The organism is Streptomyces sp. NBC_01474 (assembly GCF_035918215.1).
GTDB classification, from domain to species: Bacteria; Actinomycetota; Actinomycetes; order Streptomycetales; family Streptomycetaceae; genus Streptomyces; species Streptomyces aureus.
The window spans coordinates 4,003,708-4,029,573 of the sequence record NZ_CP109449.1 but is presented as its reverse complement, the minus strand read 5'-3'; the positions used below and the strand labels follow the sequence as shown (position 1 = coordinate 4,029,573).

22 protein-coding genes are annotated in these 25,866 nt (G+C 71.8%); 11 read left to right on the top strand and 11 right to left on the bottom strand.

Annotated elements, in window-relative coordinates; all coding sequences use genetic code 11:
* The first annotated feature begins 218 nt into the window (after positions 1–218).
* Complete coding sequence (gene serA, locus OG758_RS18450) at positions 219–1,844, top strand: phosphoglycerate dehydrogenase (protein WP_326711021.1); 1,626 nt, start codon at positions 219–221, stop codon at positions 1,842–1,844.
* A 146-nt stretch (positions 1,845–1,990) separates the two neighbouring features.
* Here serA and OG758_RS18445 read toward each other — a convergent pair whose 3' ends face one another.
* Entirely contained in the window at positions 1,991–3,526 is a 1,536-nt protein-coding gene (locus OG758_RS18445; RefSeq protein WP_326711020.1) for an MFS transporter, read from the bottom strand.
* 122 nt (positions 3,527–3,648) lie between these two features.
* Here OG758_RS18445 and OG758_RS18440 point away from each other — a divergent pair, with 122 nt between their 5' ends.
* Positions 3,649–4,230 carry a TetR/AcrR family transcriptional regulator gene (locus OG758_RS18440; RefSeq protein ID WP_326711019.1) on the top strand — a complete coding sequence of 194 codons (582 nt, stop codon included), beginning with the start codon at positions 3,649–3,651 and terminating at the stop codon, positions 4,228–4,230.
* On the opposite strand, the gene OG758_RS18435 is transcribed toward OG758_RS18440, so the two are convergent.
* Entirely contained in the window at positions 4,219–5,397 is a 1,179-nt protein-coding gene (locus tag OG758_RS18435; protein ID WP_326711018.1) for a PucR family transcriptional regulator, read from the bottom strand. The genes OG758_RS18440 and OG758_RS18435 overlap by 12 nt on opposite strands.
* A 183-nt stretch (positions 5,398–5,580) precedes the next feature.
* On the opposite strand from OG758_RS18435, the gene OG758_RS18430 reads away from it, so the two are divergent.
* Positions 5,581–6,507 carry a proline dehydrogenase family protein gene (locus tag OG758_RS18430; RefSeq protein WP_326711017.1) on the top strand — a complete coding sequence of 309 codons (927 nt, stop codon included), beginning with the start codon at positions 5,581–5,583 and terminating at the stop codon, positions 6,505–6,507.
* Positions 6,508–6,753: 246 nt separating this feature from the next.
* Positions 6,754–8,385: an L-glutamate gamma-semialdehyde dehydrogenase gene (gene pruA, locus OG758_RS18425; RefSeq protein ID WP_326711016.1), complete on the top strand. Its 1,632-nt coding sequence runs from the start codon at positions 6,754–6,756 to the stop codon at positions 8,383–8,385.
* A 93-nt stretch (positions 8,386–8,478) separates the two neighbouring features.
* On the opposite strand, the gene bla is transcribed toward pruA, so the two are convergent.
* The 4 genes from bla to OG758_RS18405 form a co-directional block, all read right to left on the bottom strand.
* Positions 8,479–9,381, bottom strand: coding sequence for a class A beta-lactamase (gene bla, locus OG758_RS18420; protein ID WP_326711015.1), 903 nt, complete (start codon positions 9,379–9,381; stop codon positions 8,479–8,481).
* Between the two features lie 86 nt (positions 9,382–9,467).
* On the bottom strand, positions 9,468–10,664 hold the full coding sequence (locus OG758_RS18415) for a lysophospholipid acyltransferase family protein (RefSeq protein WP_326711014.1): 1,197 nt from the start codon (positions 10,662–10,664) through the stop codon (positions 9,468–9,470).
* On the bottom strand, positions 10,661–11,515 hold the full coding sequence (locus OG758_RS18410) for a phosphatidate cytidylyltransferase (protein ID WP_326711013.1): 855 nt from the start codon (positions 11,513–11,515) through the stop codon (positions 10,661–10,663). Before OG758_RS18410 ends, OG758_RS18415 begins: the two co-directional genes overlap by 4 nt.
* The gene (locus tag OG758_RS18405; RefSeq protein WP_326711012.1) at positions 11,512–12,468 is read right to left on the bottom strand and encodes a CDP-alcohol phosphatidyltransferase family protein; all 957 of its coding nucleotides are present in this window, start codon (positions 12,466–12,468) and stop codon (positions 11,512–11,514) included. Before OG758_RS18405 ends, OG758_RS18410 begins: the two co-directional genes overlap by 4 nt.
* A 76-nt stretch (positions 12,469–12,544) precedes the next feature.
* Between OG758_RS18405 and OG758_RS18400 the strand changes: the two genes are divergently transcribed.
* The gene (locus OG758_RS18400) at positions 12,545–13,081 is read left to right on the top strand and encodes a GNAT family N-acetyltransferase (protein ID WP_326711011.1); all 537 of its coding nucleotides are present in this window, start codon (positions 12,545–12,547) and stop codon (positions 13,079–13,081) included.
* Positions 13,082–13,484: 403 nt separating this feature from the next.
* Here the strand turns inward: OG758_RS18400 and OG758_RS18395 are convergent, their stop codons facing one another.
* On the bottom strand, positions 13,485–15,083 hold the full coding sequence (locus tag OG758_RS18395; RefSeq protein ID WP_326711010.1) for a purple acid phosphatase family protein: 1,599 nt from the start codon (positions 15,081–15,083) through the stop codon (positions 13,485–13,487).
* Positions 15,084–15,250: 167 nt separating this feature from the next.
* Between OG758_RS18395 and OG758_RS18390 the strand changes: the two genes are divergently transcribed.
* Positions 15,251–16,300 carry a 3-isopropylmalate dehydrogenase gene (locus OG758_RS18390; protein ID WP_326711009.1) on the top strand — a complete coding sequence of 350 codons (1,050 nt, stop codon included), beginning with the start codon at positions 15,251–15,253 and terminating at the stop codon, positions 16,298–16,300.
* 278 nt (positions 16,301–16,578) lie between these two features.
* Positions 16,579–17,667 carry a branched-chain amino acid aminotransferase gene (locus OG758_RS18385; RefSeq protein WP_326711008.1) on the top strand — a complete coding sequence of 363 codons (1,089 nt, stop codon included), beginning with the start codon at positions 16,579–16,581 and terminating at the stop codon, positions 17,665–17,667.
* 41 nt (positions 17,668–17,708) lie between these two features.
* Here OG758_RS18385 and OG758_RS18380 read toward each other — a convergent pair whose 3' ends face one another.
* A complete protein-coding gene (locus tag OG758_RS18380) occupies positions 17,709–19,160 on the bottom strand; it encodes a cytosine permease (RefSeq protein WP_326711007.1) in 1,452 nt (483 codons plus the stop codon).
* Positions 19,161–19,317: 157 nt separating this feature from the next.
* Between OG758_RS18380 and ureA the strand changes: the two genes are divergently transcribed.
* The 4 genes from ureA to OG758_RS18360 all read left to right on the top strand — a co-directional run bounded on the left by ureA (position 19,318) and on the right by OG758_RS18360 (position 23,407).
* Positions 19,318–20,007 carry an urease subunit gamma gene (gene ureA / locus OG758_RS18375; protein WP_326711006.1) on the top strand — a complete coding sequence of 230 codons (690 nt, stop codon included), beginning with the start codon at positions 19,318–19,320 and terminating at the stop codon, positions 20,005–20,007.
* Positions 20,004–21,737, top strand: coding sequence for an urease subunit alpha (locus tag OG758_RS18370; RefSeq protein ID WP_326711005.1), 1,734 nt, complete (start codon positions 20,004–20,006; stop codon positions 21,735–21,737). Before ureA ends, OG758_RS18370 begins: the two co-directional genes overlap by 4 nt.
* A 10-nt stretch (positions 21,738–21,747) precedes the next feature.
* Complete coding sequence (locus OG758_RS18365) at positions 21,748–22,776, top strand: agmatine deiminase family protein (protein ID WP_326711004.1); 1,029 nt, start codon at positions 21,748–21,750, stop codon at positions 22,774–22,776.
* 76 nt (positions 22,777–22,852) lie between these two features.
* Positions 22,853–23,407: a TetR/AcrR family transcriptional regulator gene (locus tag OG758_RS18360; RefSeq protein ID WP_326715954.1), complete on the top strand. Its 555-nt coding sequence runs from the start codon at positions 22,853–22,855 to the stop codon at positions 23,405–23,407.
* Between the two features lie 13 nt (positions 23,408–23,420).
* On the opposite strand, the gene OG758_RS18355 is transcribed toward OG758_RS18360, so the two are convergent.
* From OG758_RS18355 to OG758_RS18345, 3 genes are read right to left on the bottom strand one after another with little or no spacing between them, the layout of a single operon-like run.
* A complete protein-coding gene (locus OG758_RS18355) occupies positions 23,421–24,329 on the bottom strand; it encodes a biotin-dependent carboxyltransferase family protein (RefSeq protein ID WP_326711003.1) in 909 nt (302 codons plus the stop codon).
* Positions 24,326–24,976, bottom strand: coding sequence for a 5-oxoprolinase subunit B family protein (locus tag OG758_RS18350; protein WP_326711002.1), 651 nt, complete (start codon positions 24,974–24,976; stop codon positions 24,326–24,328). The genes OG758_RS18355 and OG758_RS18350 overlap by 4 nt, the downstream gene beginning before the upstream one ends.
* Positions 24,973–25,734 (bottom strand): LamB/YcsF family protein, encoded by a 762-nt coding sequence (locus OG758_RS18345; protein WP_372563682.1) that lies wholly within the window; start codon positions 25,732–25,734, stop codon positions 24,973–24,975. Before OG758_RS18345 ends, OG758_RS18350 begins: the two co-directional genes overlap by 4 nt.
* Positions 25,735–25,866: the final 132 nt, after the last annotated feature.

Sequence of the window (25,866 nt, the reverse complement as noted above, 5' to 3'; positions counted from 1 at the left end):
CCACGCGGCACAGCGACACCGAAGAAGTGCAAGCACGTCCCCACGCCGCCCGGCACGCACTCTCGCCGGACCGGCCAAAGGCACGAGTAGCCCCGCTACGAGAGCCTTCGTCCGGCACACCGAGAGCACGCACCGAACGACGCGGGAACGTACCCGCACTTCCCCGGCGCCGTTGACACCCCCTCCACCGCCTGCGGCCGTCGGGACGGCCGTCCGCAATGGGACTTGTGAGGACTCACGTGAGCACTGCTGCAACCGGCAAACCTGTCGTACTCATCGCGGAAGAGCTGTCTCCCGCGACCGTCGACGCTCTTGGCCCTGACTTCGAGATCCGCCAGTGCAACGGCGGAGACCGGGCCGAGCTGCTCCCGGCCATCGCCGACGTCGACGCGATCCTGATCCGCTCGGCCACCAAGGTCGACGCCGAGGCGATCGCCGCCGCGAAGAAGCTGAAGGTCGTCGCACGAGCCGGTGTCGGCCTCGACAACGTCGACGTCTCCGCCGCCACCAAGGCCGGCGTGATGGTCGTCAACGCCCCGACCTCCAACATCGTGACCGCCGCCGAGCTCGCCTGCGGCCTGCTCATCGCCACGGCGCGCAACATCCCGCAGGGCAGCCAGGCCCTCAAGGCCGGCGAGTGGAAGCGCTCCAAGTACACGGGCGTCGAGCTGGCCGAGAAGACCCTCGGCGTCGTCGGCCTCGGCCGCATCGGCGCGCTCGTCGCGCAGCGCATGTCGGCCTTCGGCATGAAGGTCGTCGCGTACGACCCGTACGTGCAGCCCGCGCGCGCCGCCCAGATGGGCGTCAAGGTTCTCACCCTCGACGAGCTGCTCGAGGTCTCCGACTTCATCACCGTGCACCTCCCCAAGACCCCCGAGACGGTCGGCCTCATCGGCGACGACGCGCTGCGCAAGGTCAAGCCGGCCGTCCGCATCGTCAACGCCGCGCGTGGCGGGATCGTCGACGAGGCGGCGCTGTACTCGGCGCTCAAGGAGGGCCGCGTCGCCGGCGCCGGCCTCGACGTGTACGCCAAGGAGCCCTGCACGGACTCCCCGCTGTTCGAGTTCGACCAGGTCGTGGCCACCCCGCACCTCGGTGCCTCCACGGACGAGGCGCAGGAGAAGGCCGGTATCGCCGTCGCCCGCTCCGTGCGGCTCGCGCTCGCCGGTGAGCTCGTACCGGACGCGGTGAACGTCCAGGGCGGCGTCATCGCCGAGGACGTCAAGCCGGGCCTGCCGCTCGCCGAGAAGCTCGGCCGGATCTTCACCGCGCTCGCGGGCGAGGTCGCGGCCCGCCTCGACGTCGAGGTCTACGGCGAGATCACCCAGCACGATGTCAAGGTGCTCGAACTCTCCGCTCTGAAGGGCGTGTTCGAGGACGTCGTCGACGAGACGGTGTCGTACGTGAACGCTCCGCTGTTCGCGCAGGAGCGCGGCGTCGAGGTCCGCCTCACCACGAGCTCCGAGTCCCCGGACCACCGGAACGTCGTCACCGTGCGCGGCACGCTGACCGGCGGCGAGGAGATCTCGGTCTCCGGCACGCTCGCCGGCCCCAAGCACCTCCAGAAGATCGTCGCCGTCGGCGAGTACGACGTGGACCTCGCCCTGGCCGACCACATGGTCGTCCTGCGCTACGAGGACCGTCCCGGTGTCGTCGGCACCGTGGGCCGCGTGCTCGGCGAGGCGGGCATCAACATCGCCGGCATGCAGGTCGCCCGTGCGGACGTGGGTGGCGAGGCGCTCGCCGTCCTGACCGTCGACGACACGGTTCCCGCCGGGGTGCTCAGCGAGCTGGGTGAGGAGATCGGCGCGACGTCGGCGCGTTCCGTGAACCTGACGGACTAGTTCTTGGTACATGGTGGGGCCCGGGTCACCCTTTTGGTGGCCCGGGCCCTTCTTTTTTTCTCCCCCTGACCCAAATGCCGGGCGGGCTGATATTCAGCCCGCCCGGCATTTGAGGACACTCGGGAAGGGGCGGGCCGGGGGAGGGATCAGGCCGTCGCCCGCTCCGGCTCCCGCTGCTCTTCCCGCTGCGGCGCAGCCACCCCGCGCAGGCCCCGCAGGGCCAGTACCGCCGCCCCCAGCAGGACCGCCCCGCCGGCCAGCGCCGCGATGTGCATGCCGCTCGTGAACGCCTCCCGGGCTGACGCGAGGAGCGCGTCGCCCGCCCGGCCCGGCAGGTGCTGCGCCACCGCGAGCGCTCCGCCCAGCGTCTCCTTCGCCTCGGCCGGCGCGTCGCCGATCTCGTGGCGGTAGACCGCCGTACCGATCGAGCCCAGGACGGCCATGCCGAGGGCGCCGCCGAACTCCTGGCCCGTCTCGAGGAGGGACGACGCCGCGCCCGCCTTCTCCGCGGGGGCCGCGCCGAGCGCCAGGTCGGTCAGTTGCGAGCCCACGATCACCGCGCCGGAGGCGAGTACACCCGCTCCGGCCAGGACCGTCCACAGCGAGTCCGTGCCTGTCAGTGCCAGGAGGCCGTAGCCGCAGGCGCTGGTCAGGAAGCCGGCGGTGACGACGGAGCCGCGGTGTACGCCCCGCTGCACGAGGACCGTCGCGATGGGGGCCGCGAGACCGATGAACACGGTCGGCGCGAGCGCCCACAGCGCCGCTTCGAGTGCGCTCTTGCCGAGTACGGCCTGGAGGTACTGCGTCGTGAAGTACGCCGACCCCATCATCGCGAAGGCCGAGATGAGGTTGAGGGTGACGGCGGGGCCGAAGCCGTGGCCCCGGAAGAGGGCCGGCGAGATCATCGGTGACTCGACGGTGCGCTGACGGCGTACGAACAGGGCGCCGAAGACGAGGCCGACGACGATCGAGGCGACGTAGAGCGGCTCGAAGCCCTCGGAGGGGATCTCCTTGATGCCGTAGACGAGGGGGAGCACCGCGGCCATCGACAGCGGGACGCTCAGGAAGTCGAAGCGGCCCGGCTGCGGGTCCTTGAACTCGGGGATCAGGACCGGGGCGAGCAGCAGGAGCAGGGCCATCGCGGGCAGGTTGACGAGGAAGACCGAGCCCCACCAGAAGTGCTCGACGAGGATGCCGCTCATCACCGAGCCGAGCGCGATGCCGCCGGTCATGACGCCGGACCAGATACCGATGGCCGTCGCGCGCTGTTTGTCGTCGCGGAACATGTTGCGCACCAGAGCCATCGTCGTCGGCATCAGGGTCGCGCCGCCGATGCCGAGGATCGCACGGGCCGCGATCAGCATTTCCGCGCTGTTCGCGTAGGCCGCGCAGACGGAGGCGGCGCCGAAGGCGGTGGCGCCGATCATCAGGAGCTTGCGTCGGCCGATGCGGTCGCCGAGGGAGCCCATCGTCATCAGGAGGCCGGCGAGCACGAACGCGTAGATGTCGAAGATCCACAGCTGCTGGGTGCCGGTGGGCTCGAGGTCCGCGCTGATCGAGGGGATCGCGAAGTAGAGGACGGAGACGTCCATCGAGACGAGGAGCAGCGGAAGCATCAGGACCGCGAGAGCCGTCCATTCACGGCGCCCCGCACGGGAGTTGGTGCTCGGTGAGTTCGTCATGAGGAGGACTGTACGGGCGTCTTAAACACTTGTCTAGTACGAGCGTATAGATCGCTTGTGTAAGACGTTGGTATGGGACGTTCGTATGGGACGGCCGTATGAAACGGGGGTACGGTGGCCGCATGGGACATCGCGAGGATCTGCTCGAAGGCGCCAAGCGCTGCCTTCTGGAGAAGGGGTTCGTGCGCACGACGGCGCGCGACATCGTCAAGGAGTCGGGGACCAACCTGGCGTCGATCGGCTACCACTACGGCTCTAAGGACGCGCTGCTCGCGCAGGCGTATGTGGCGCTGGCCGAAGGGGCCTCGGACGACTGGAGCGCGGTGGATGAACTGCCCGGTGCGCCCGGCTCGTTGGAGCGGTTCCGGTCCGTGATGGCCGGGATCACCGACAGCCTCGGCAAACCCGGGTCGATCTGGCACCTGAGCATCGAGCTCGTGACGATGGGCGACAAGATGCCGGTCGTGCGCGAGCAGCTGGCGCAAGCTCAGCACGAGGCGGGGCGCGGCTTCATCGGCATGGTCATGGGGGAGGAGCCGCCGGCCGACGACCCGATCGTGCACACCCTCGGGAAGCTCTTCTCGGTGCTGGTCCTCGGGCTCGTCGCCCAGCACACCTTCGACGCGGACTACTCGCCCAGCGCCGACGAACTCACCGAGGGCCTGCGGCTGTTGCTGGACGCGATGCGCGCGTCACAGACGTGACGCCTTGAGCCCCATGTGCAGCAGCAGCCGGTCCTCGCCGTCGTCCAGGTCGAGCCCGGTGAGCTGCTCCACGCGGGACAGGCGGTAGTAGAGGGTCTGGCGGTGGATGCCCAACTCCGCCGCAGTGCGGCCCGCCTGGCCCGCGCAGTCGAGGAACACCTCGGTGGTGCGGGCCAGTTGACGGTTGGCCGGCAGCAGGAGCGGGGCCAGGACCGGGTCGTGCGCCGTGTCCGGGGGCAGTGCGGTCAGCAGGCGGTACGGGCCGATCGCCGCCCAGTGCGCGTCCGGGCCGAGACGCGGCTCGGCGAGTGCCGCGCGCGCCGCCGCCGTCGCCTCCTGCCAGGCGGCCCCGAGGTCACCCAGTTCGCGCCGCGCGCCCCCGAACCCCGCCGTGACGACCGCCGTACCGGCGCGCTCCCGCAGCTTCGCCGTCGCCGCCATGGCCGGCCCGAGCGCGTCCGCCGCACGCAGCCGCACCAGGAGGGCCAGGGCCTGCCCGGCCGCGCCCCACGGCACCGTGCACAGCGCGTCGGCCGCGGGGATCGTACGGAAGGACGGCGCGTCGTCGGGGTCCGCCGAAGGCCACGGGGCGACGCACACCACTGCGTGCAGCCCGTCCGCGCGTGAGCCGAGCGCCGTGCGCAGGGCCGCCACCGCCATGTCCAGCTGCCAGCCGCGCTCGGCCGTGAGCACCTCGCGGAACTCGCGGGTCAGGTCGGCGCCCGCCTGCGCCTCGTCCGCGAGCAGCGCGCCGATGCGGCCCGCCACCTCCATCGCGGCGGTCAGCTGCTGCTCGGTCGGCCCCGGATCGTCGTCGAGCAGCCACACATAGCCGAGGACGACACCCCGATGGCGTACGGGAAGGCAGATGCGGCCCCGGTAGACCCCGGCCTCCGGGGTCGGCGGGATGCGGACGGGCCCGGTGGCGCGGGCGATGCCGAAGCCCTCGAACCAGGTGCGCACCGCCGCGGTGGAGCGGCGGGTCAGGATCGAGCGGGTACGGACGGGGTCCAGCGTCGATTCGTCGAAATCGCTGTCGCTGTCGTGCGCGCCGAACGCGATCAGGCCGAAATCCCGGTTCTCCAGCGTCGCGGGGGCGCTGAGCAGCGCCGAGATCTCGTCGACCAGTTCCTGGTAGTCGCCCTTCACCCCGCCATTCTCGCGCACCCCACCGAACTCTTCAGACAAATGTCTGAGGTGGTGGCCACAGATGCGTGACAGCTGTCGATGGCACCGGATCGGAGGGATCCTTAGATTTCACGGTGGTTCTCCGTGCCGTACCGGTCTGTTGCGATTCAGTTCGTTTACACCGGTAAGGCCACTCGTTCGTACTCTCCGTGGAGGTGCCCCGTGCTGGGTCCCGTGATTCTCGCCGCGTCGCGCAGCGACAGGATGCGCCGTTTCATCTCGGCAGCCCCGGGCACGAAGCAGGTCGTCGACCGGTTCATCGCCGGTGAGGGCGTCGACGACGTCGTGCCGATCGTCGTGGACGCCTGCGGCAGGGGCCTCGAAGTCACCCTCGACGTGGTCGGCGAGGACATCACCACCCCCGAGCAGGCCGCCGCCGCGCGCGACGCCTACCTCGAGCTGATCGAGCGCCTCAAGGACCTGGGCCTCGGCACCAAGGCCGAGATGTCCGTGAAGCTGTCGATGTTCGGCCAGGCGCTGGAGGGCGGCCACGAGCTGGCCCTCGCCAACGTCCGCCCGGTCGTCGAGGCCGCCGCCGAGATCGGCACCACGGTCACCCTGGACGCCGAGGACCACACCACCCTCGACTCGATGTTCGCCATCCACGAGGAGCTGCGGAAGGACTTCCCGCAGACCGGATGCGTCATCCAGGCCTACCTCTTCCGCACCGAGGACGACGCCCGCCGCCTGGCCGCCGCCGGCAGCCGCGTGCGCATCGTGAAGGGCGCCTACAAGGAGCCCGCCTCCGTCGCGTACCAGGACAAGGGCGAGATCGACAAGGCGTACGTCCGCATCCTGAAGGTTCTGATGGAGGGCGACGGGTACCCGATGATCGGGTCCCACGACCCGCGCCTCATCTCCATCAGCCAGGAGCTCGCCCGCCGCGCCGGGCGCAAGCTGGACGAGTACGAGTTCCAGATGCTGTACGGGATCCGCAGCGACGAGCACGTCCGTCTCGCCGCCGAGGGCCACCGGATGCGCGTCTACACCGCGTACGGCACCGACTGGTACGGCTACTTCATGCGCCGCCTCGCGGAGAAGCCCGCCAACCTGCTGTTCTTCGCCCGCTCCATCCTCACCAAGGGCTGAGCCTGGGTGGGCGGTGTCTCGTGTGCCCCAGAGTGCCTGGGGCACACGAGACACCGTCCAGTGGTCGGCCGAGCCGACCTCAGTCTCGCCGAAAGGAGTTCCGAGACCCGTGACTCCGCCCCTGGGGGCTTCTCACCGGACCGACGCCGCGGTCTCGTGAAGGTCAAGCCCTGACCACCAGACAAGTACGCCGCGGTTTCAGATCCTCCCTGCTGAAGCCCGAGATTCACTCGGAAGAGGTAAGTCATGGACGCTGTAACCCAGGTCCCCGCTCCCGTCAACGAGCCGGTGCACGGCTACGCCCCCGGCTCCCCGGAGCGGGCGCGCCTCGAGGTCAAGCTCAAGGAGCTTGCCGAGAACCCGATCGAGCTGTCGATGACCATCGGCGGCGTCAAGCGCCTCGGTGGCGGTGACGAGTTCACCGTCGTCCAACCGCACAACCACAAGGCCGTCATCGGTACCGGCCGCGGCGCCACGCAGCAGGACGCGCAGGATGCGATCGACGCCGCGCTCGCCGCCGCCCCGGCCTGGCGCGCGATGTCCTTCGACGACCGCGCCGCGATCATCCTGCGCGCCGCCGAGCTGCTGTCCACGACGTGGCGCGAGACGCTCGCCGCGTCCACGATGCTCGGCCAGTCGAAGACCGCGCAGCAGGCCGAGATCGACACCCCCTGTGAGCTCGTCGACTTCTGGCGCTTCAACGTGCACTACGCGCGCCAGATCCTCGCCGAGCAGCCCCCGGCGAACTCCACCGGCGTGTGGAACCGCATGGACCACCGCCCGCTCGAGGGCTTCGTCTACGCGATCACGCCCTTCAACTTCACCGCCATCGCGGGCAACCTCCCCACCGCCCCCGCCCTCATGGGCAACGTGGTGGTCTGGAAGCCGTCCCCGACGCAGACCCACGCCGCCGTGCTGCTCATGCAGCTCCTCGAAGAGGCCGGCCTGCCCAAGGGCGTCATCAACCTCGTCACCGGTGACGGCATCGCGGTCTCCGAGGTCGCCCTCAACCACCGCGACCTGGCCGGCATCCACTTCACCGGCTCGACCCCGACCTTCCAGCACCTGTGGAAGACGGTCGGCGAGAACATCGCGAAGTACCGCACCTACCCGCGTCTCGTCGGCGAGACCGGCGGCAAGGACTTCGTCGTCGCCCACCCGAGCGCCGACCGCGCCGTCCTCAAGACGGCCCTGACCCGCGGCTCCTTCGAGTTCCAGGGCCAGAAGTGCTCCGCGAGCTCGCGCGCGTACATCCCGGCCTCCATCTGGAACTCCGGCTTCAAGGAGGAGTTCGCGGCCGAGGTCGACGGCATCAAGATGGGTGACGTCACCGACCTGTCGAACTTCATCGGCGCCGTCATCGACGACCGCGCGTTCGCCAAGAACAAGGCGGCCATCGACCGCGCCAAGGCCGACGACTCCTGCACCATCGTCGCGGGCGGCACCTACGACGACTCGGTCGGCTACTTCGTGCGCCCGACCGTCGTCGAGTGCGCGGACCCGGAGAACGAGGTCTTCAAGACCGAGTACTTCGGCCCGTTCCTCGCCGTCCACGTCTACGAGGACGACAAGTACGACGAGATGCTGACCCAGATGGAGTCCGCGTCGGACTACGCCCTGACGGGCTCGGTCATCTCCAACGACCGCGCCGCGGCCGCCCGCACGATGGAGAAGCTCCGCTACGCCGCGGGCAACTTCTACATCAACGACAAGTCGACCGGCGCCGTCGTCGGCCAGCAGCCCTTCGGCGGCGGCCGCGCCTCCGGCACCAACGACAAGGCCGGCGCCCCGCAGAACCTCCAGCGCTGGACCCTGACCCGCGCCATCAAGGAGACGCTGGTCCCGCCGACCGAGTACGGCTACCCGCACATGGGCTGACGCCCGCCCCGGGCGGCCCGCACGGACCGCCCCCACCCGCCCCCGCCTCCGACCAGGGCCCCACCCCGGTCGGAGGCGGTGTCGTGTCCGGGGTCAGAGCAGCGCGTCCACGGCGACGCGCGTGATGTCGGCGGCGATCCGGTCCTCGCCCGGGGTGTCCGGGTCGAGCCGGGTCGTGTAAACGGAGACGACCAGGGGAGCCCCGCCGCCCGGCGGCCAGGCCACGGCCACGTCGTTGACCCCGCCGTAGGCAGGCGACCCGGTCTTGTCACCGACCCGCCAGCCCGGCGGGAGTCCCGCGCGGATCCGCTTGTCGCCGGTGGTGTTCTCCACCAGCCACCGGATCAGCTGGCCGCGGTCGAGCGGGTGGAGGGCGTCGCCGAGGACCAGCGCGCGCAGGTCCGCGGCCATGGCGGCGGGCGTCGTGGTGTCCCGCCGGTCGCCGGGGAGGTTCGTGTTGAGGTCGGTCTCCCACCGGTCGAGCCGGGTCACGGAGTCGCCGAGCGAGCGGGCGAACGCGGTGACGCCGGCGGGGCCGCCGATCCGGCGCATCAGCAGATTGGCCGCGGTGTTGTCGCTGTAGGTGATGGCGGCGTCGCACAACTCCCGTACCGTCATGCCGGTATCGAGGTGCAGCTCGGTGCGGGGCGAGGCGGCCACGAGGTCGTCGCGTCCGTAGCGGATCAGTACGTCGAGCAGCCCGGGCTCCTGCTCGCGCGCCCTGTGCAGGATCGCCGAGGCGGCAAGGACCTTGAACGTCGAGGCGATCGCGAAGCGTTCGTGCGCGCGGTAGGCGAGGACGGCGCCGGTGCTGGTGTGCAGGGCGTGCACCCCGATGCGGCCGGGGTAGCCCGCCTCCAGCTCGCTCAGCCGGCGCCGGGCGTCGCCGCCGGCCTCGGGGGAGGGCGCCGCGCCGGCGGTGCCGGGCACGGAGAGGAGGACGGGCGCCAGGGCCGCGGCGCCGAGGAGGGTCCTGCGGGAGGGAGGTAAATTCATGATCTCGAAGGTACGTGAGCGGGGTCGGGGATGCCGCTGTCATCGCCTGGTCCGTGGCGCCGCGCGGCCGGCTGTGACCCGCCGCGTCAGCTCCAGCCCGCCACGACGAGCGAGAGACCGGCCGCGAAACCGCCGCTCAGCAGGCCCAGGTAGAGCCCGTAGAGCCTGCGCAGCCGGTGCACCAGGAAGCCGAACGCGCCGAACGCGAGCCCCACGGTGAGCGTGCGCGAACCGCGGGCACGTGCCGACTCGGACAGCCAGTCCGTGACGGGGACGTCCGCGCGGCCCGCCTCCTTCACGTAGACCTTGAAGGGGATGCCGTTCCAGGGCTGGTGGCCTACCGCCGACGCGCCCTCGACGGACAGCTCGTGACGGACCTCCGCCCGCATCCGGTCCGTCGTCAGGGGTGCGGGCAACGACACGCCCATGGACGCCAGTTGGAACGCGAGCAGGCCGCCCGCGAGGCTGCCCGCGAGCGCGGTGACGGACAGCTTCAGGGCCCGGCGCGGCACCGCCACGCACGCCACCGCGAGGAACAGTTCCGGCATCAGCGGCCAGCTCAGCGCCTCCGCGAACGCCCATACGAAGGCCAGGAGCAGCCCGAGCCGTGCGCTGAGCACGCGGGCCACGACCTTGCGGACGCGGGAGTCCCGCAGCGGCTCCGCGACCGTACGGTCATGCAGCGCCGCGACCGCCTTACGGGCCTCCTCCGGAGTCGCCGTGTAGGCGAGCGGCTCGCCGATCCGCACCCGGACCAGGGACGGGCGCAGCCTGCCGTGCTTGGGCAGGAGCCGGTCCGTGCCCGCGATCCCGACCGGCACGACCGGTACCCGCGCGTGCTCCGCCAGGACCAGCGCGCCCCGGTGGAACGACCCCAGCTCACCCGCACGCGCGCGCGTGCCCTCGGGGAAGAGGACCACGGCGCGGCCCGCGCGCAGTGTGTCCGCCATGCCGAGCAGGTCGTCCATGCCCCCGCCCGAGCGCCGCACCGGGAACCCGGCGGCGAGGCGGCTGCAGATCCGGCTGCGCCAGGGCGAGGCGAACCAGTAGTCGGCCGCCGCACCGATCGCCGGCGCGTGCGACGCGTCGAGCGCGGCGAGCAGCGCCGCGGTGTCGGCGTGCGAGCTGTGGTTGGCGACCACGACGCAGCCGCCGCGCGGGAGCCGGCCCCGGCGCTCCACACCGCCGGTGAGGGTGAGGACGAGCCACCACAGGGCATGGCGGAGACGGGCGGCGGCACGGGCCGGGCGCACGCGGGCCGCAGCGGTCACGGTCGTCGTCACAGGGTCACCACCATCACGAGGAGCAGGGCCACAAGGAGTGAGTCGATACGGTCGAGGAGCCCGCCGAAGCCCGGCAGCCAGCTGCCCGCGTCCTTCACGCCCGCCTCGCGCTTCACCATCGACTCGACGAGATCGCCGAGGACGCAGCCGGCGAGGACGGCCGCCCACAGGACCGGCGTGAACGCGCCGACTGCCGCGAGCGCGGCGGCAGTTGCCGCAGCCGCGCCGGCCACACCCGCCCACGTCTTGCTGGGGGACAGTGGCGAGAGGCGCCGCGCGAGCGGCCCCCGCCGGCCGAGCGCCGTGCCGCCGCACCAGGCGCCCACGTCGCCGAAGGCCACCGCGACCCCCACCGCGAGCGCCGTGTCGCCGAGCAGCACGAGGCCGCTGAGCGACACCGGGATCCACAGCAGACCGAAGAGCGTGCGCGACGCGCGCGTGAAGCCCTGCTCGGCGTCGCCCGCGCAGACCGCCGCGAGGACGGCGAGTGCGAGAAGCGCTCCCGTCGTACGGGGGTCGGGTCCCGCAAGTGCCGCTCCAGGTACGGCGATTGCCGCGGCGACCAGTACGGCTCGCTCGGCGCGGGGCAGGCCCGCCATCCGTGCGTACTCGCCCACGGCGACCACGCCGAGCCCGGCCGCGAGCGCGAACGCGCCCGCGCGGCCCACGAAGAAGGCCCCGATGAACAGCGGCGCGGACAGCGCCCAGGTCCGCCACCGTCTGCGCAGCTCGGCCCGCATCCGTACCCGGGACGGCAGCGAGGCGACGGCGACACCACCGGCCGCGAGGACCCCGGCCACGACCGGCACGGCCCGCCCGGCCACCTCGCCGGCGACGAACGCGGCGCTCATCGGGTGCCCCGCAGCTGCGTGCCGCGGTCCACGGGGGACTGCGGGCGGGTATGCGTGATGCCGCCCGACACCTCGCCGGGGTCGAGAGGGAGGCTCCGATCGGGCTCAGAGGGAGGGGAGCTGAACCTGGGGGAGGAGGACCGGGATCGAGACCACGACGGGGACGGGGATGGGGACGGGCGGCGACGGGTGGCCGGGGACGTGGGCTCCGCCCCCCGCACCACAGGTTTCTCGCTCGCCACAGCCTTCTCTGTAGCCATGCCCTTCTCTGTAGCCATGCCCTTCTCTGTAGCCATGCCCCTCTCTGTAGCCATGTCCCTCTCTGTAGTCACAGCCCACTCGATAGCCACAGCAGCCACAGCAGCCACAGCCGTCTCAGGCTTTCCAAGCGCCCTCCACGCCCACACCGCCCGCACCACCGCCGTCACCGCGGACCCCGCCGCGACGACCGCGAGCACCGGTACCGCCCAGCCCGAGGCCGCGGCCACGACCGCGAGGAGGCAGCGCTCCGTCTTGCCGACCGGGCCTCCGTTGCGCCGGGGGGCACCCGCCGCCGCGCCCGCCAGCGAGACCCACGAAGGGAGCGTCGCCGCGAAGGCCGCCGCGGCCACCAGCCACAGTGGGGCCAGCGGCAGGAGACCCGCGATGACCAGCAGGTCGGCCGCACGGTCGCCCAGCTCGTTCAGGAGCGCGCCGCGCCGCGTCGTGCGGCCGGTGTCGCGGGCGAGCGCGCCGTCCAGGTTCGCGAAGGCGAGCCGCCCCGCGAGCAGCACCGCCACGGGAAGCGCGGCCGACGGCGTCGGCAGCCACGCGAGCGCGGCCGCCGCGCCCGCGGCGCACACGACACCGGCCGCCGTCAGGGTGTCGGGCGAGACCTGCCGGGCGGCGAGCGCGCGGCGCAGGCCGGAGAGCCGGTCCGCGTACCAGGGCTTGAGAGCGTAGAGGCCGTTCATGAGGACGACTGTGCCGCCGCGGACGCGGCGTGAAATCGGCACGCGTACTCAAACAGCGCGTGAGTACGGTGTCCCGGTGACCACGCTGAGCACCGCACACACCGCCGACCTCACGCGAGCCGAACTCCGTTCCGTGCGCGCTCTGTTGGACGACGCTTTCGACGGCGGCTTCAGCGACGACGACTGGGACCACACCGTCGGCGGCGTGCACGCCCTCGTGCGCGACAGCGCCGGTGACCTCGTCGCGCACGGCTCCGTGGTGCAGCGCAGGGTCGCGCACGCGGGCCGCTCACTGCGCACCGGCTACGTCGAGGGCGTCGCCGTCCGCGCCGACGCGCGCAGGAGCGGTCTGGGCGGGCGCGTCATGGCGGCCCTGGAGCGGGTGATCGACGCCGCCTACGAAATGGGCGCGCTGTCGGCGTCGCCCGACGGGGCCGGACTCTACCGGGCGCGCGGCTGGGAACAGTGGCAGGGCGCTTTCGCCGCGTACGGCCCCGACGGGCCGGTGCCACTGCCGGACGACGAGAGCGCGCCGTACCTGCGCCGCGTCACCGCCCCACTCGACCCGGCCCACGCGCTCCTCTTCGACTGGCGGGGCGGCGACATTCTCTGAGCCCGGGACGCCGGCCGACCCCGGCGCGAAGTCACCCGTCGCCGTGACCGCCGTCTCAGATAGTAGGAAGTCCGAGTAATTGTGGAGACAGAAGCAGGCTCCTCGCTTAGCTTTGTAGGAGCCGAACGTCTCGCTCGATCCAGCGAATGGCGGTCGTGAGCTGAGCAGAAGGCAGGCAACCCCTGCGGCTCCAGGCTCCCCGCCTCTTCCGGCGCCTCGAAATCCCAAGTGATCTCAAGGAGTCGATCTCTCATGGCCACAGCGACGCCCGTCCGCCGCCGAGTCCGTCACACATCGCCGTCCGATTCAGACCGTAAGAACGCAGCCGCTGCCCTGCAGCGAGCCCTCGACCGCAGGGACAACGGCGGCGAGACGGGGCACGAAAGCCGTTAGGGCCCCGCCCCTACGGCTGTGTGCCGCGCCTGATCTCGAAGTAGTCGATGCGCTCGCCGCTCTCGGCCAGCGCGGAGACCTTCAGTGCCGGTATCACGCCCGCCCCGCCGGTCTCCGCCTCCACCGCGAGGAACGAGAAGCCGGTGTACCGCACCCGGGACCACTCCACGGTGTCCGGGTCCGGCAGGCGTGACTTCGTCCAGTGGAACGTCACGATCGACTCGCGGTCGTGGACATGGCCCTCGTAGCTGTCCCCGACCCCGATGCCGAACCCGTAGAGGTCCTTGCCGGCGCCGCCCGCGGTGACGTACACGATGCCGTCGCGCGTCGGATCGGTCGACGCGCCGACCGGCACCGGCTTGCCCACCTCTCCGTCCTTGATGGCGTCCGTGCGCTCGTACACGTGGTTGTGCCCGTTGATCACCAGGTCCACCTGGTGCTCGGCGAACAGCGGCAGCCACGCGGCGCGCACCCCGCCGTCCGAGGCGTGCGTCGACGTCGAGTACGCGCAGTGGTGGAAGAAGACCACCACGAAGTCGATGTCCTTGCGCGCGCGCAACGCGCCGAGCCGCTCGGCCAGCCACGCGGTCTGCTTCCCGTCCGTGTAGCCCTTGTTCGCGGGGATCTCGTACGAGACGTCGTTCGCGTCGAGCGCGACGACGCCCACGTTCCCGTACACGAAGGAGTAGACGCCCGGCGCGTTCCGCGGGTCCGGGCCGTTGTCCGGCAGGGTCCAGCGGGCCGACTGGCCGCCGTACCCGTTGGGGGAGTACCAGGCCTCCATGTCGTGGTTGCCGGTCGTCACCATCCACGGCACCGACTTCGCGACCGACTCCGTCTGCGCGAGGAACTGGTCCCACACGCGCGCGTCGTACGTGTCCGACTCCTTCCCGTGCCCGCTGCTGTCGGCGTAGCAGATGTCGCCCGCGTGCAGATGGAACGAGGGGTTCTGGCCCAGGATCAACTGGTCGTTGGCGAGCGCGTCATAGCTGACGCCCTGGTCGCCGAAGGCCGTGAAGACGAACTTCCCCGCCTTCGCCGGAGCCGTGCGGAACGAGCCGATCGTCGCGATGCGCTCCGCGGACGCCGGGTCGAAACCGTCGTGGCCCACTCCGTAGTAGTACGTCGTCCCGGGCGTCAGGCCGTCCAGGGCCGCGTGCAGATAGAGCTGCTCGACCGCCGGAAGCTTCTTCGACAGGCTCGGGGTGTGCAGCGCGCGCACCTCCGCCTCGATCTTCCGGCTGAGGTCCCAGGGCTTGAGGCCCACCCGTACGAACGGCTTGCGCACCGCGAACGGCACCTGCCAGGAGATCCGCATCTGCGTCTTCGGGTCGGCGCCGAAGGCGAGATGGCGGGCGAAGGGCGCGACGAAGGAGCCGTCGACCTGCACGGCCGCCGAGCGGACGGGAGCGGCGGGCGAGGCGGCAGCGGAAGGCGCCGCGTACGCCGAGGAGGACGAGCCGCCCAGGAGGGTCAGGCCGCCCAGGCTCGCCGCGGTCCCGGTCAGTGCGCGCCGCCTGCTGAACCGGGCCCGCAGGTACTCGTGCTGCTCCGGCATGCTCAGACGGCGGGCCAGCTGCTCGGGAATGCCGACGTTCGGTGTGTCCATGAGAAGAAAACTTCCCAGTAACAACCAACAAGGGCCATACCTGCGGGTGAACAGAAATCGACCGCGCGGCGGCCCGTACGGCGGGCCCGGCGAACGGCCCGCACGAGATCTGTCCGAATGGTGGACTGCGAGTGTCATCCCATGGGACGCCGAAGTAGGGTGCCCGTATGTCGGCTAGCTCTCGCATCCTCAATCTCGCAGTGATCCCCGGTGACGGCATCGGCCAGGAGGTCGTGGCCCAGGGGCTCAAGGTCCTCGGCGCCGTCCTCCCGCAGGATGTGAAGCTGGAGACCAAGGAATACGACTTCGGCGCCAGGCGCTACCACGCGACCGGTGAGACCCTCACCGACGCCGATGTCGAGGCGCTCAAGCAGCACGACGCCATCCTGCTCGGCGCGATCGGTGACCCCTCGGTCCCGTCCGGCGTCCTCGAGCGCGGCTTCCTGCTCAAGCTCCGCTTTCTCTTCGACCACCACGTCAACCTCCGCCCGAGCAAGCTGCTCCCGGGTGTGGCGACGCCCCTCAAGGGCCAGCCGGAGATCGACTTCATCGTGGTCCGCGAGGGCACCGAGGGCCCGTACACGGGCAACGGCGGCTCGATCCGCACCGGGACCCCGCACGAGGTCGCCACCGAGGTCTCCGTCAACACGGCGTTCGGTGTCGAGCGCGTGGTCCGTGACGCCTTCGCCCGCGCCCAGGCCCGCCCCCGCAAGAAGCTCACGCTGGTCCACAAGAACAACGTGCTGTCCTTCGCGGGTCACCTCTGGACGAACATCTTCAACAAGGTGGCCACGGAGTTCCCCGAGGTCACCACGGACTACCTGCACGTGGACGCGGCGACGATCTTCCTCGTCACCGACCCCGAGCGCTTCGACGTGATCGTCACCGACAACCTCTTCGGCGACATCATCACCGACCTCGCCGCCGCCGTCTCCGGCGGTATCGGCGTCGCGGCCTCCGGGAACATCAACCCGTCCCGCGAGTTCCCGTCGATGTTCGAGCCGGTCCACGGCTCGGCCCCCGACATCGCCGGCCAGGCCAAGGCCGACCCCACGGCCACGGTCCTGTCCGTGGCGCTCCTGCTGCGGCACCTCGGTTACGAGGCCGAGGCCGCCCGCATCGAGGACGCCGTCTCCGCCGACCTGGCCGAGCGCGGCACCGGCGTGCGGTCGACCGACGAGATCGGCGACGCGCTCGCCGGACGAGTAGCCGGCTGACCCGCCGCTCTTAACGCACTTAAGCAGCCGCCGGGTCGCATCCGCGCCCGGCGGCTTCACCTTTGCGGTCCCCGGGTGCCACCATCAACCCTGGGCCGCACCTCACGCTGTACCCGTACGGGCCGTTTTCGTCCATCGGACCCCACGAGCGATAATCGAACGTGGGGCCGCGGTGAACGCAGAAGCTCGGACGACCAAGTAGTTGGGAAGTTCGTGCTTCCGGCTGCGCGAGCGTGAAGAGCGGTCCGTCACACACAACCGGTGAAGGACACGCAACCATGACGACGCCCACGATCGAGCTCAAGCCCTCCTCGACCCCGCTGTCCGGCGCGGAGCGCGAGGCGATCCTGGCCAACCCGGGATTCGGCCGCCACTTCACCGATCACATGGTGACGATCCGGTGGACCGAGGGCCGCGGCTGGCACGACGGGCAGCTCGTGCCCTACGGACCGCTCTCCCTCGACCCGGCGACGAACGTCCTGCACTACGCGCAGGAGATCTTCGAGGGCCTCAAGGCCTACCGCCGGCCCGACGGCACCGTCGCCACCTTCCGCCCCGAGATGAACGCCAGGCGCTTCCAGGCCTCGGCGCGCCGCCTGGCCATGCCCGAGCTGCCGGCCGAGACGTTCATCGAGGCGTGCGACGCGCTGGTCCGGCAGGACATCGCGTGGGTCCCGGCGCACGGCGGCGAGGAGTCCCTCTACCTGCGCCCCTTCATGATCGCGACCGAGGTCGGCCTGGGCGTGAAGCCCGCCAACGAGTACCTCTTCATCGTGATCGCCTCGCCCGCGGGCGCCTACTTCGCCGGTGGCGTCAAGCCGGTGTCGATCTGGCTGTCCGAGGACCGCGTGCGCGCCGTCCCCGGCGGCATGGGCGACGCCAAGACCGGCGGCAACTACGCGGCGTCCCTCCTGGCCCAGGCCGAGGCCGCCGCCGAGGGCTGCGACCAGGTCGCCTACCTCGACGCCGTCGAGCACAAGTGGGTCGAGGAACTGGGCGGCATGAACCTGTACTTCGTGTACGGAGACAAGATCGTCACCCCCGAGCTGACCGGTTCGCTCCTCGCGGGTGTCACCCGTGACTCGCTCCTGTCGGTCGCCCGCGACCTGGGCTACGAGTCCGTCGAGGACCGCGTCTCCATCGACCAGTGGCAGGCCGACTCCGAGAACGGCACGCTCACCGAGGTCTTCGCCTGCGGCACCGCGGCGGTCATCACGCCCGTCGGCACCGTCAAGCGCGCCGGCGCGCAGTGGACCCAGTCGGGCGGCGAGCCCGGCGAGGTCACGCTGAAGCTGCGCGAGGCGCTGCTCGACATCCAGCGCGGCACGAGCGCGGACAAGCACGGCTGGATGCACCAGCTCGGCTAGGGCCTCTCGTCTGGACGAAAGACCCCACAACCGGCTCGCGCTCAGCCTTCACCGCTCGTGACCAGGGCCGCCTCGGACTTCTTGTCCGCGGCGGCCCTGACGCGTACCGAGCGCACCTCACGTGCCGTCAGTGCCAGGTACGCCGCGCCGCCGACCAGGCCCGACAGCAGGAAGCTGCAGTCCACGCCGCCCGTCAGGGAGAGCAGCGGGCCCTCGTACGACGGCAGGGACACCGCGAGCAGGCCGACGAACGCGCCCAGGGCCCAGGAGGCGGCGGCGCGCGGGTTCCAGCCGTTGCGGTACCAGTAGACGCCGCCGCGCGAGCGCCGGTTGAAGACCTGGAGCGCGTCCGCGTCGTAGACGCCGCGGCAGCGGACGAAGCCGATCAGAGTGATCACGGCCCAGGGGGTGCCGATCGCGGTGAGGAGCAGGACGAACGAGGTCATGGCGTCCTGTGCGGCCCACGCGAAGTGGCCGACGAAGACGCAGACCGTGGCGACGCCGGCGACCGTGTAGGTCGCGGCCGTGCGGGAGGCGCGGGGCAGGATCGCGTCCAGGTCGAGGCCCATGGAGTAGAGCATCAGGCCCGCGTTGCCGACCGAGCCCGCGGAGGCGGCGAGCAGCAGCGGGATCAGGTACCAGGTGGGCGAGGCGGAGACGAGCGAGCCCGCGTAGTCGAGGGCGGCGCGGGCCGCGTAAGCGGTGAACGTGCCGAACAGCTGGGGCGTGAGCAGGCCGACGATCAGGCCGAGCCAGGTGGCGCGCAGGACGCTGCGCTGGGAGTGGCGGGCCGGGGACACGTAGCGCGTGTAGTCGCCGAGGAGCGTGATGAAGGCGATGGGGCCCGACAGGCCGGCCGCGACGAGGGAGAGCAGCCAGGTCGGCCAGAACGAGCCGAGGAGGTAGCCGCCCGCGTCCGGCAGCGGCGCCGTCGTGAAGTGCGGGGCGTACGCGGCGACGCCGAGCGCCAGGAGCGCGGTCATGCCCACGGCCAGGACGCGCGAGAGGCGCAGCAGGACGCGGTAGCCGTAGACCGCGCCGATCACGGTGGCGGCGGCCAGGAGCGCGTAGACGATGCCATAGGTGAGGCCCGACTCGGGCACGCCGAACAGGCGGTGCAGGACGCCCGTCATCGCGTCGCCGCCGATCCACACGGTCAGCGCCGTGTAGCCGAGCGACAGGAGCAGGCCGACGACCGAGCCGACGAGCCGGCCGCGGACGCCGAACTGGGCGCCGGACGACGTCGACAGGTTCGTGCCGGTGCGCAGGGAGACCAGGGCGAGCGGGGCGGTGAGCGCGGTGCCCAGGAGCGTGCCCGCGATCACGGAGGTGACGGAGGCCCACCAGCCGAGCCCGAACGACACGGGCAGCCAGCCGAAGACGATCACCCCGAGGCAGAGGTTCGAGCCGAGGAGGATCGAGACGATGTCCCGGGGACCGCTGGTGCGTTCCTCATCGGGGATGGTGTCTACACCGCGCTGTTCTATCGCCATGGGGGGACCCCTGATCTTTGCGTCGTTGCATCGGTCACGTCGGGCACTTTAGAGCAGCGTTCAATGTGACTCATCACAAGCTGGCACGTCAATGTTTCCGAGTTGTGAATCGTATGGTTAGAGTGAAGTTCTAAACCTGTACGGGAGGTGTGGTGGCGTGCGTCTGACCCCCACGGAACGTGATCGGCTGCTGCTGTTCGGGGCCGCCGAGCTGGCCAGGGCCCGGAAGGCCCGGGGCCTGCGGCTCAATGTCCCCGAAGCGACGGCCCTGATCGCGGACACGGTGTGCGAGGCGGCCAGGGACGGCCGGCGGCTCGCCGAGGCCATCGAGGCGGCGCGCTCCGTCCTCGGCCCCGACGATGTGCTCCCCGGCGTCTCCGACGTCGTGACGGAGGTGCACGTCGAGGCCGTCTTCGACGACGGGTCGCGGCTCGCCGTGGTCAGCGACCCGATCGGCTCGTCGCTGGGCGACGAGGCACCGGGCGCGCTGCTCCCGGGCCCCGAGCACAGCGACCCGCCGGCCACGGTGACGCTCACGGCGACCAACACGTCGAGCGTCCCCGTCTCCGTCACCTCCCACTTCCACTTCTTCGAGGCCAACCCGCGGCTCGACTTCGACCGCGCGGCCGCGTACGGCATGCGGCTCGCCGTCCCCGCCGGGTCGTCGGTGCGGTTCGGGCCGGGGGAGAGCGCCGAAGTGGGCCTCGTGCCCATCGGCGGCGCGCGCGTCGCGATCGGCTTCGCCGGGCTCGTCGACGGCCCACTGGACGCGCCGGGCGCCAAGGAGGAGGCCCTGCGCAGGGCAGCCGCCTGCGGATATCTCGGAGTGAAGGGAACGGGCGCATGAGCAGGCCCACCAAGCACAGCGACCACTGCGCGCCGGGCAGCCGGCACATCGACCCGCACGCGTACGCCGCCACGCACGGCCCGCGCGCCGGCGACCGCGTCCGCCTCGGCGACTCGGGCCTGACCGTCCGCGTCGAGTCCGACGCGCAGGCGTACGGCGACGAGTTCCTCGCCGGGTTCGGCAAGACGGCCCGCGACGGACTGCACCTCAAGGCCGCCGCCGTCCGCGAGACCTGCGACGTCGTGATCAGCAACGTCCTCGTGATCGACGCCGTGCAGGGGATCAGGAAGGTCTCCATCGGCATCTGCGAGGGGCGGATCCACGCCATAGGGCGTGCCGGCAACCCGGACACCCTCGACGGGGTCGACGTCGTCGTCGGCACCGGCACGTCCATCGTGTCCGGTGAGGGCCTCATCGCCACCGCGGGCGCCGTCGACACCCACGTACACCTGCTGTCGCCGCGCATCATGGAGGCCTCGCTCGCCTCCGGCGTGACCACGATCATCGGCCAGGAGTTCGGGCCCGTGTGGGGCGTGGGCGTCAACTCGCCCTGGGCGCTGCGCCACGCCTTCAACGCCTTCGACGCCTGGCCCGTCAACATCGGCTTCCTCGGCCGCGGTTCGTCCTCGCACGACGCCCCGCTGATCGAGGCGCTCGCCGAGGGCGGCGCGTCCGGCTTCAAGGTCCACGAGGACATGGGCGCCCACACCCGCGCCCTCGACACCGCGCTGCGCGTCGCCGAGGAGCACGACGTCCAGGTGGCCCTGCACAGCGACGGCCTGAACGAGTGCCTGTCCGTCGAGGACACCCTCAGGGTCCTCGAAGGCCGCACCATCCACGCCTTCCACATCGAGGGCTGCGGCGGCGGGCACGTACCGAACGTGCTGAAGATGGCGGGCGTCCCGAACGTCATCGGGTCGTCCACCAACCCCACGCTGCCCTTCGGCCGCGACGCCGTCGCCGAGCACTACGGCATGATCGTCTCGGTCCACGACCTGAAGACCGACCTGCCGGGCGACGCCGCCATGGCCCGCGACCGGATCCGCGCCGGGACGATGGGCGCCGAGGACGTCCTGCACGACCTGGGCGCCATCGGCATCACGTCGTCGGACGCGCAGGGCATGGGGCGCGCCGGTGAGACCGTGCGCCGCACGTTCGCCATGGCCGGGAAGATGAAGGCCGAGCTGGGCCCGATGGAGGGCGACGGTGAGGGCGACGACAACGCCCGCGTCCTGCGCTACATGGCCAAGCTCACCATCAACCCCGCCATCGCGCACGGCCTCTCCCACGAGGTCGGCTCCATCGAGGCCGGCAAGCTCGCGGACATCGTGCTGTGGCGCCCCGAGTTCTTCGGTGCGAAGCCGCAGCTCGTCCTGAAGTCCGGCTTCCCCGCGTACGGCGTCGTCGGCGACCCGAACGCGGCCACCGACACCTGCGAACCCCTCGTCCTGGGGCCGCAGTTCGGGGCGCACGGCGCGACCGCGGCGGACATCTCCGTCGCCTTCGTCGCCCAGGCCGCCCTCGACCAGGGCAACGACAAGATGCCCACCCGCCGCCGCCGCGTCGCCGTCCGCGGCACCCGCGGCATCGGCCCCGCCGACCTGCGCCTCAACTCGCGCACCGGCTCCATCGACGTCGACCAGGCCACCGGACTCGTCACGCTCGACGGCGACCCGGTCCGCTCGGAACCGGCCGACTCCGTCTCCCTGAACCGTCTCTACTTCCTGTGAGGACCCGCTCATGAGCAGCTTCCACATGCCCCCCGAGTGGGCCCCGCACGAGCGCACCTGGATGGCCTGGCCGAGCCCCAACCCGACCTTCACCAACGACGAGGAGCTGGCCGAGGCGCGCGAGGCCTGGGCGTCCGTCGCCCGCGCCGTGCGCCGCTTCGAGCCGGTGACCGTGATCGTCGCCCCGGGCCAGAGCGACTCGGCCCGCGCGCTCCTCGGCGACGACATCGACCTCGTCGAGCGTGACCTCGACGACGCGTGGATGCGCGACATCGGCCCCACGTTCGTCGTCGGAGACGGCCAACTCGCCGCCGTGGACTGGACGTTCAACGGCTGGGGCGCCCAGGACTGGGCCGTCTGGGAGCACGACGCGAAGATAGCCCGTCACATCGCGGACCTCGCCGGCGTCCCCGTCCACTCCTCCTCCCTCGTCAACGAGGGCGGCGGCATCCACGTCGACGGCGAGGGCACCGTGCTCCTCACCGAGACCGTGCAGCTCGACCCCGACCGCAACCCGGGCCGCACCAAGGCCGAGGTCGAGCAGGAGATCCACGCCAGGATCGGCACCACCAAGGCGATCTGGCTGCCGCGCGGCCTCGCCGGCGACTACGGCGTCTACGGCACCCGCGGTCACGTCGACATCGTCGCCGCGTTCGCCGCGCCCGGCGTCGTCCTGGTCCACTCGCAGCAGGACCCCGCCCACCCCGACCACGAGCTGAGCAAGCGGATCGTCGCCCAGCTCAAGGGCGAGACGGACGCCAAGGGCCGGCCCCTGGAGGTCGTCGAGGTCCCCGCGCCGACCGTCCTCAAGGACGACGAGGGGTGGGTCGACTACTCGTACATCAACCACTACCTGTGCAACGACGGCGTCGTCCTGTGCTCCTTCGACGACCCGAACGACGAGGTCGCGGCCGGGATCTTCCGCCGGCTTTTCCCGGGCAGGACCGTCCGGCTCGTGGACGCCCGTACGATCTTCGCCGGGGGTGGTGGCATCCACTGCATCACCCAGCAGCAACCCGAGATCACGCCCGCACACTGAAAGACCCGCAGGAGTCCCCGTGGCCCAGGTCCGCCGGAAGAACGCCCCTCCGCGCGAAGAGGTCCTCGCCGCGGCCATGGAGATGATCGCCGAGCGCGGCCTGGAGAAGCTCACCATGGCCGCGCTCGGCCGCGAGGTCGGCATGAGCAGCGGCCACCTCCTCTACTACTTCGGTTCGAAGGACGAGCTGCTCCTGCGGACCCTGGAGTGGAGCGAGGGCCGCCTGGGCGCGGAGCGGGCCCGGTTGCTCTCCGGCGGCGGCACCGTCCGCGAGCGTCTCGACGCGTACGTCGACCTGTATGTCCCCGACGCCCAGGGCGACCCGCACTGGACGCTGTGGCTGGAGGTCTGGAACCGCTCGCAGAACGCCGAGGCCGACGGCGACGCGCGCGAGCGGCAGGCCGCGATCGAGCTGGCCTGGCACCGGGACCTCGTCGCGCTGCTCGCCGAGGGCACCTCGCGCGGCGAGCTCCCGCCGCTCGACCCCGACCGGTTCGCGTCCCGGCTGCGGGCGCTGCTCGACGGCTTCTCCATCCATGTCGCGATCGGCCTGCGCGGCACGGACCGGGCCCAGATCCTGTCCCACGTACGGGAGTTCCTGGACGAGGCGCTGGCCCCCGCGGACTCCTGACCGGGGGTCGGGGTCAGACCGGGCGCTTGTGGTTCCTTGTCCGGTCCGGTCCGCAGGAGAGCCCCTGCCGCAGTGTGAAGCGGACGAGTGTCCCCGGGGCAGCCTGGGCCGCCCCGGCAAGGGCGGCCTCCGCGACCACGGCGATCACCGGGTAGCCGCCGGTCGTCGGGTGGTCGTGCAGGAAGACCACCGGGCGGCCGTCGGGCGGCACCTGCACCGCGCCGAGCACCATGCCCTCGCTGGGCAACTCGCCCGACAACTCCCTTGTCAGGCAAGGGCCTTCGGTGCGCAGGCCGATGCGGTTGCTGTGCGCGGACACGCGATACGTGGCGGTCGTGAACGTGTGCAGCGCCTCGGGGGTGAACCAGTCGGCGCGGGGGCCGAGCCGCACGGGCAGGGTCAGTTCGCAGGGCGGGGCCGGCCAGGGCGCTGCGGGCGGCATCGGTGGGCAGGGCGCCGCCTCGCCGACGGGCAGCACCTCGCCGTCGCGCAGGGGAGCGGGACCGAGGCCCGACAGGAGGTCCGTCGAGCGGCTGCCGAGCACGGCCTCGACGGCGATCCCGCCGGCCACGGCCACGTAGGAGCGCACGCCGTGGACCGCCGGCCCCGCGTCGAGGACCGCACCCGCGGGCACCCGCACCGGGGCACCCCATGCGACGGGCCTGGCGTCCAGGGTCACCGCGCAGGGCGCGCCGCCGACGACGACGGTGACCGGCCGGTCGGGCCGCAGCGCGCACCCGGTGAGCGTGGTCTCCAGGACGGCGGCGTCCCCGGCGTTGCCGAGCAGCCGGTTGGCGAGCCGCATCGCGGGTGCGTCGAGGGCGCCGGAGCGGGGAACTCCCAGGTGGGCGTGGCCGGTTCGGCCCGCGTCCTGGATCGTGGTGAGGGCTCCGGCCCGTACCAGGGTGATCTTGGCGGTCATGCGCGGCCTCCATCGGCGACGAACCGCACCTGGGTGCCCGGCGTCAGGAGCGCCGCCGCCTCCCGGGACGGGTCCCACAGCGGCGCCGGGTCCGGCATGGTGCCGATCAGCTGCCAGCCGCCGGGGGTCGCGCGCGGGTACACGGCGGTGTAGGGGCCCGCGAGGGCGAGCGCGCCGGCGGGGACACGGGTGCGCGGGGTCGCGTGGCGCGGTAGGTGCAGCTCGGCGGGCAGGCCCGTGAGATAGCCGAAGCCGGGGGCGAAGCCGCAGAACGCGACGCGGTACGTGTGGGCGGAGTGGCGGGCGGCGACCTCGTCCTCGGGGACGCCCCAGCGGGCCGCCACCCCGGCGAGGTCCGGGCCGTCGTAGACCACCGGGATCTCGACGACGGCCCCCTCCTCGGGAGCGTGCAACGGGATGTCCCAGGACATGAGTCGACGGGCCAGGAGCTCGGGGTCGCCCACCCCGTCGAGCAGGACCGTGCACGCGCCGGGCACGATCTCGGCGACGGGCGGCAGGGTCCCGGCGGCGCGGCGACGGAGCAACTCGGCGTGGAGCGCACCGGCGCGGCCGGCGTCCGGCAGCTCCACGAGCAGCGCGTGCCGCCCGGCGGGCCGCACCACCATCGAGGGCGACGAGGCCGTCATGCGAACGCCCCGACCTTGACGCCGGCCTCCTCGAGCGCGTGGCGCACCCGGACCGCGAGCCGGGCCGCGCCCGGGGTGTCGCCGTGCAGGCACAGGGAGCGGGCGGCGACCGTGACGCGCGTACCGTCCACCGTGTCCACGGCGCGCTCGACGGCGAACGCCACGGAGCGGCGCACCACCGCGTCCTCGTCGCAGACCACGGCGTCCGGCTCGCTCCGGGGTACCAGCGTGCCCCGGGGGGTGTAGGCGCGGTCGGCGAAGGCCTCCGGCACCGGCGTGAGACCGGCGTCCGCCGCGGCGGCGAGCAGCCGGGAGCCGGGCAGTCCGAGCATGGGCAGCGAACCGCCCGCGAGCCGGACCCCCGCCACCACGGCGCCCGCCTGCTCCGCGTCATGGACGGTCCGGTTGTAGAGCGCGCCGTGCGGCTTCACATACGCCACCTCGGCCCCGGCCGCCTCGGCGAACACCCTCAGCGCGCCGATCTGGTAGGCCACTTCGGCCGCCAGCTCGTCCGCGGGCACATCCATCGCCCGCCGCCCGAAGCCGGCCAGGTCGCGGTACGACACCTGTGCCCCGATGCGTACGCCGCGCGCGGCCGCGAGGTCGCAGACGCGGCGCATCACCGAGGGGTCGCCCGCGTGGAATCCACAGGCGACGTTGGCGCTGGTCACCACGGAGAGCAGGGCCTCGTCGTCGGTGAGGGTCCAGCGGCTGAAGCCTTCGCCGAGGTCGGCGTTGAGGTCGATGAGGTCCTGGATCACGTTCGTAACGTAGGGGATTGTTGAACGATTCGACAAGAGGTTGATTTGGTCACGGACATCTCAGACCCCTTGTTCGATCGTTGAACAATCCCTTACGGTCCGTGGACCCCCCGTGGAACCGGACGCACC

What these genes read in the sequence shown, in the direction of transcription:
- OG758_RS18370 (WP_326711005.1), top strand. Translation starts at nt 20,004, where the DNA reads ATGAGCAGGCCCACCAAGCACAGCGACCACTGCGCGCCGGGCAGCCGG.
- bla (WP_326711015.1), bottom strand. Translation starts at nt 9,381, where the DNA reads ATGAATTTACCTCCCTCCCGCAGGACCCTCCTCGGCGCCGCGGCCCTG.
- OG758_RS18360 (WP_326715954.1), top strand. Translation starts at nt 22,853, where the DNA reads ATGGAGATGATCGCCGAGCGCGGCCTGGAGAAGCTCACCATGGCCGCG.
- OG758_RS18385 (WP_326711008.1), top strand. Translation starts at nt 16,579, where the DNA reads ATGACGACGCCCACGATCGAGCTCAAGCCCTCCTCGACCCCGCTGTCC.
- OG758_RS18440 (WP_326711019.1), top strand. Translation starts at nt 3,649, where the DNA reads ATGGGACATCGCGAGGATCTGCTCGAAGGCGCCAAGCGCTGCCTTCTG.
- pruA (WP_326711016.1), top strand. Translation starts at nt 6,754, where the DNA reads ATGGACGCTGTAACCCAGGTCCCCGCTCCCGTCAACGAGCCGGTGCAC.
- OG758_RS18445 (WP_326711020.1), bottom strand. Translation starts at nt 3,526, where the DNA reads ATGACGAACTCACCGAGCACCAACTCCCGTGCGGGGCGCCGTGAATGG.
- OG758_RS18390 (WP_326711009.1), top strand. Translation starts at nt 15,251, where the DNA reads ATGTCGGCTAGCTCTCGCATCCTCAATCTCGCAGTGATCCCCGGTGAC.
- serA (WP_326711021.1), top strand. Translation starts at nt 219, where the DNA reads ATGGGACTTGTGAGGACTCACGTGAGCACTGCTGCAACCGGCAAACCT.
- OG758_RS18355 (WP_326711003.1), bottom strand. Translation starts at nt 24,329, where the DNA reads ATGACCGCCAAGATCACCCTGGTACGGGCCGGAGCCCTCACCACGATC.
- OG758_RS18365 (WP_326711004.1), top strand. Translation starts at nt 21,748, where the DNA reads ATGAGCAGCTTCCACATGCCCCCCGAGTGGGCCCCGCACGAGCGCACC.
- OG758_RS18395 (WP_326711010.1), bottom strand. Translation starts at nt 15,083, where the DNA reads ATGGACACACCGAACGTCGGCATTCCCGAGCAGCTGGCCCGCCGTCTG.
- OG758_RS18405 (WP_326711012.1), bottom strand. Translation starts at nt 12,468, where the DNA reads ATGAACGGCCTCTACGCTCTCAAGCCCTGGTACGCGGACCGGCTCTCC.
- OG758_RS18380 (WP_326711007.1), bottom strand. Translation starts at nt 19,160, where the DNA reads ATGGCGATAGAACAGCGCGGTGTAGACACCATCCCCGATGAGGAACGC.
- OG758_RS18410 (WP_326711013.1), bottom strand. Translation starts at nt 11,515, where the DNA reads ATGAGCGCCGCGTTCGTCGCCGGCGAGGTGGCCGGGCGGGCCGTGCCG.
- OG758_RS18350 (WP_326711002.1), bottom strand. Translation starts at nt 24,976, where the DNA reads ATGACGGCCTCGTCGCCCTCGATGGTGGTGCGGCCCGCCGGGCGGCAC.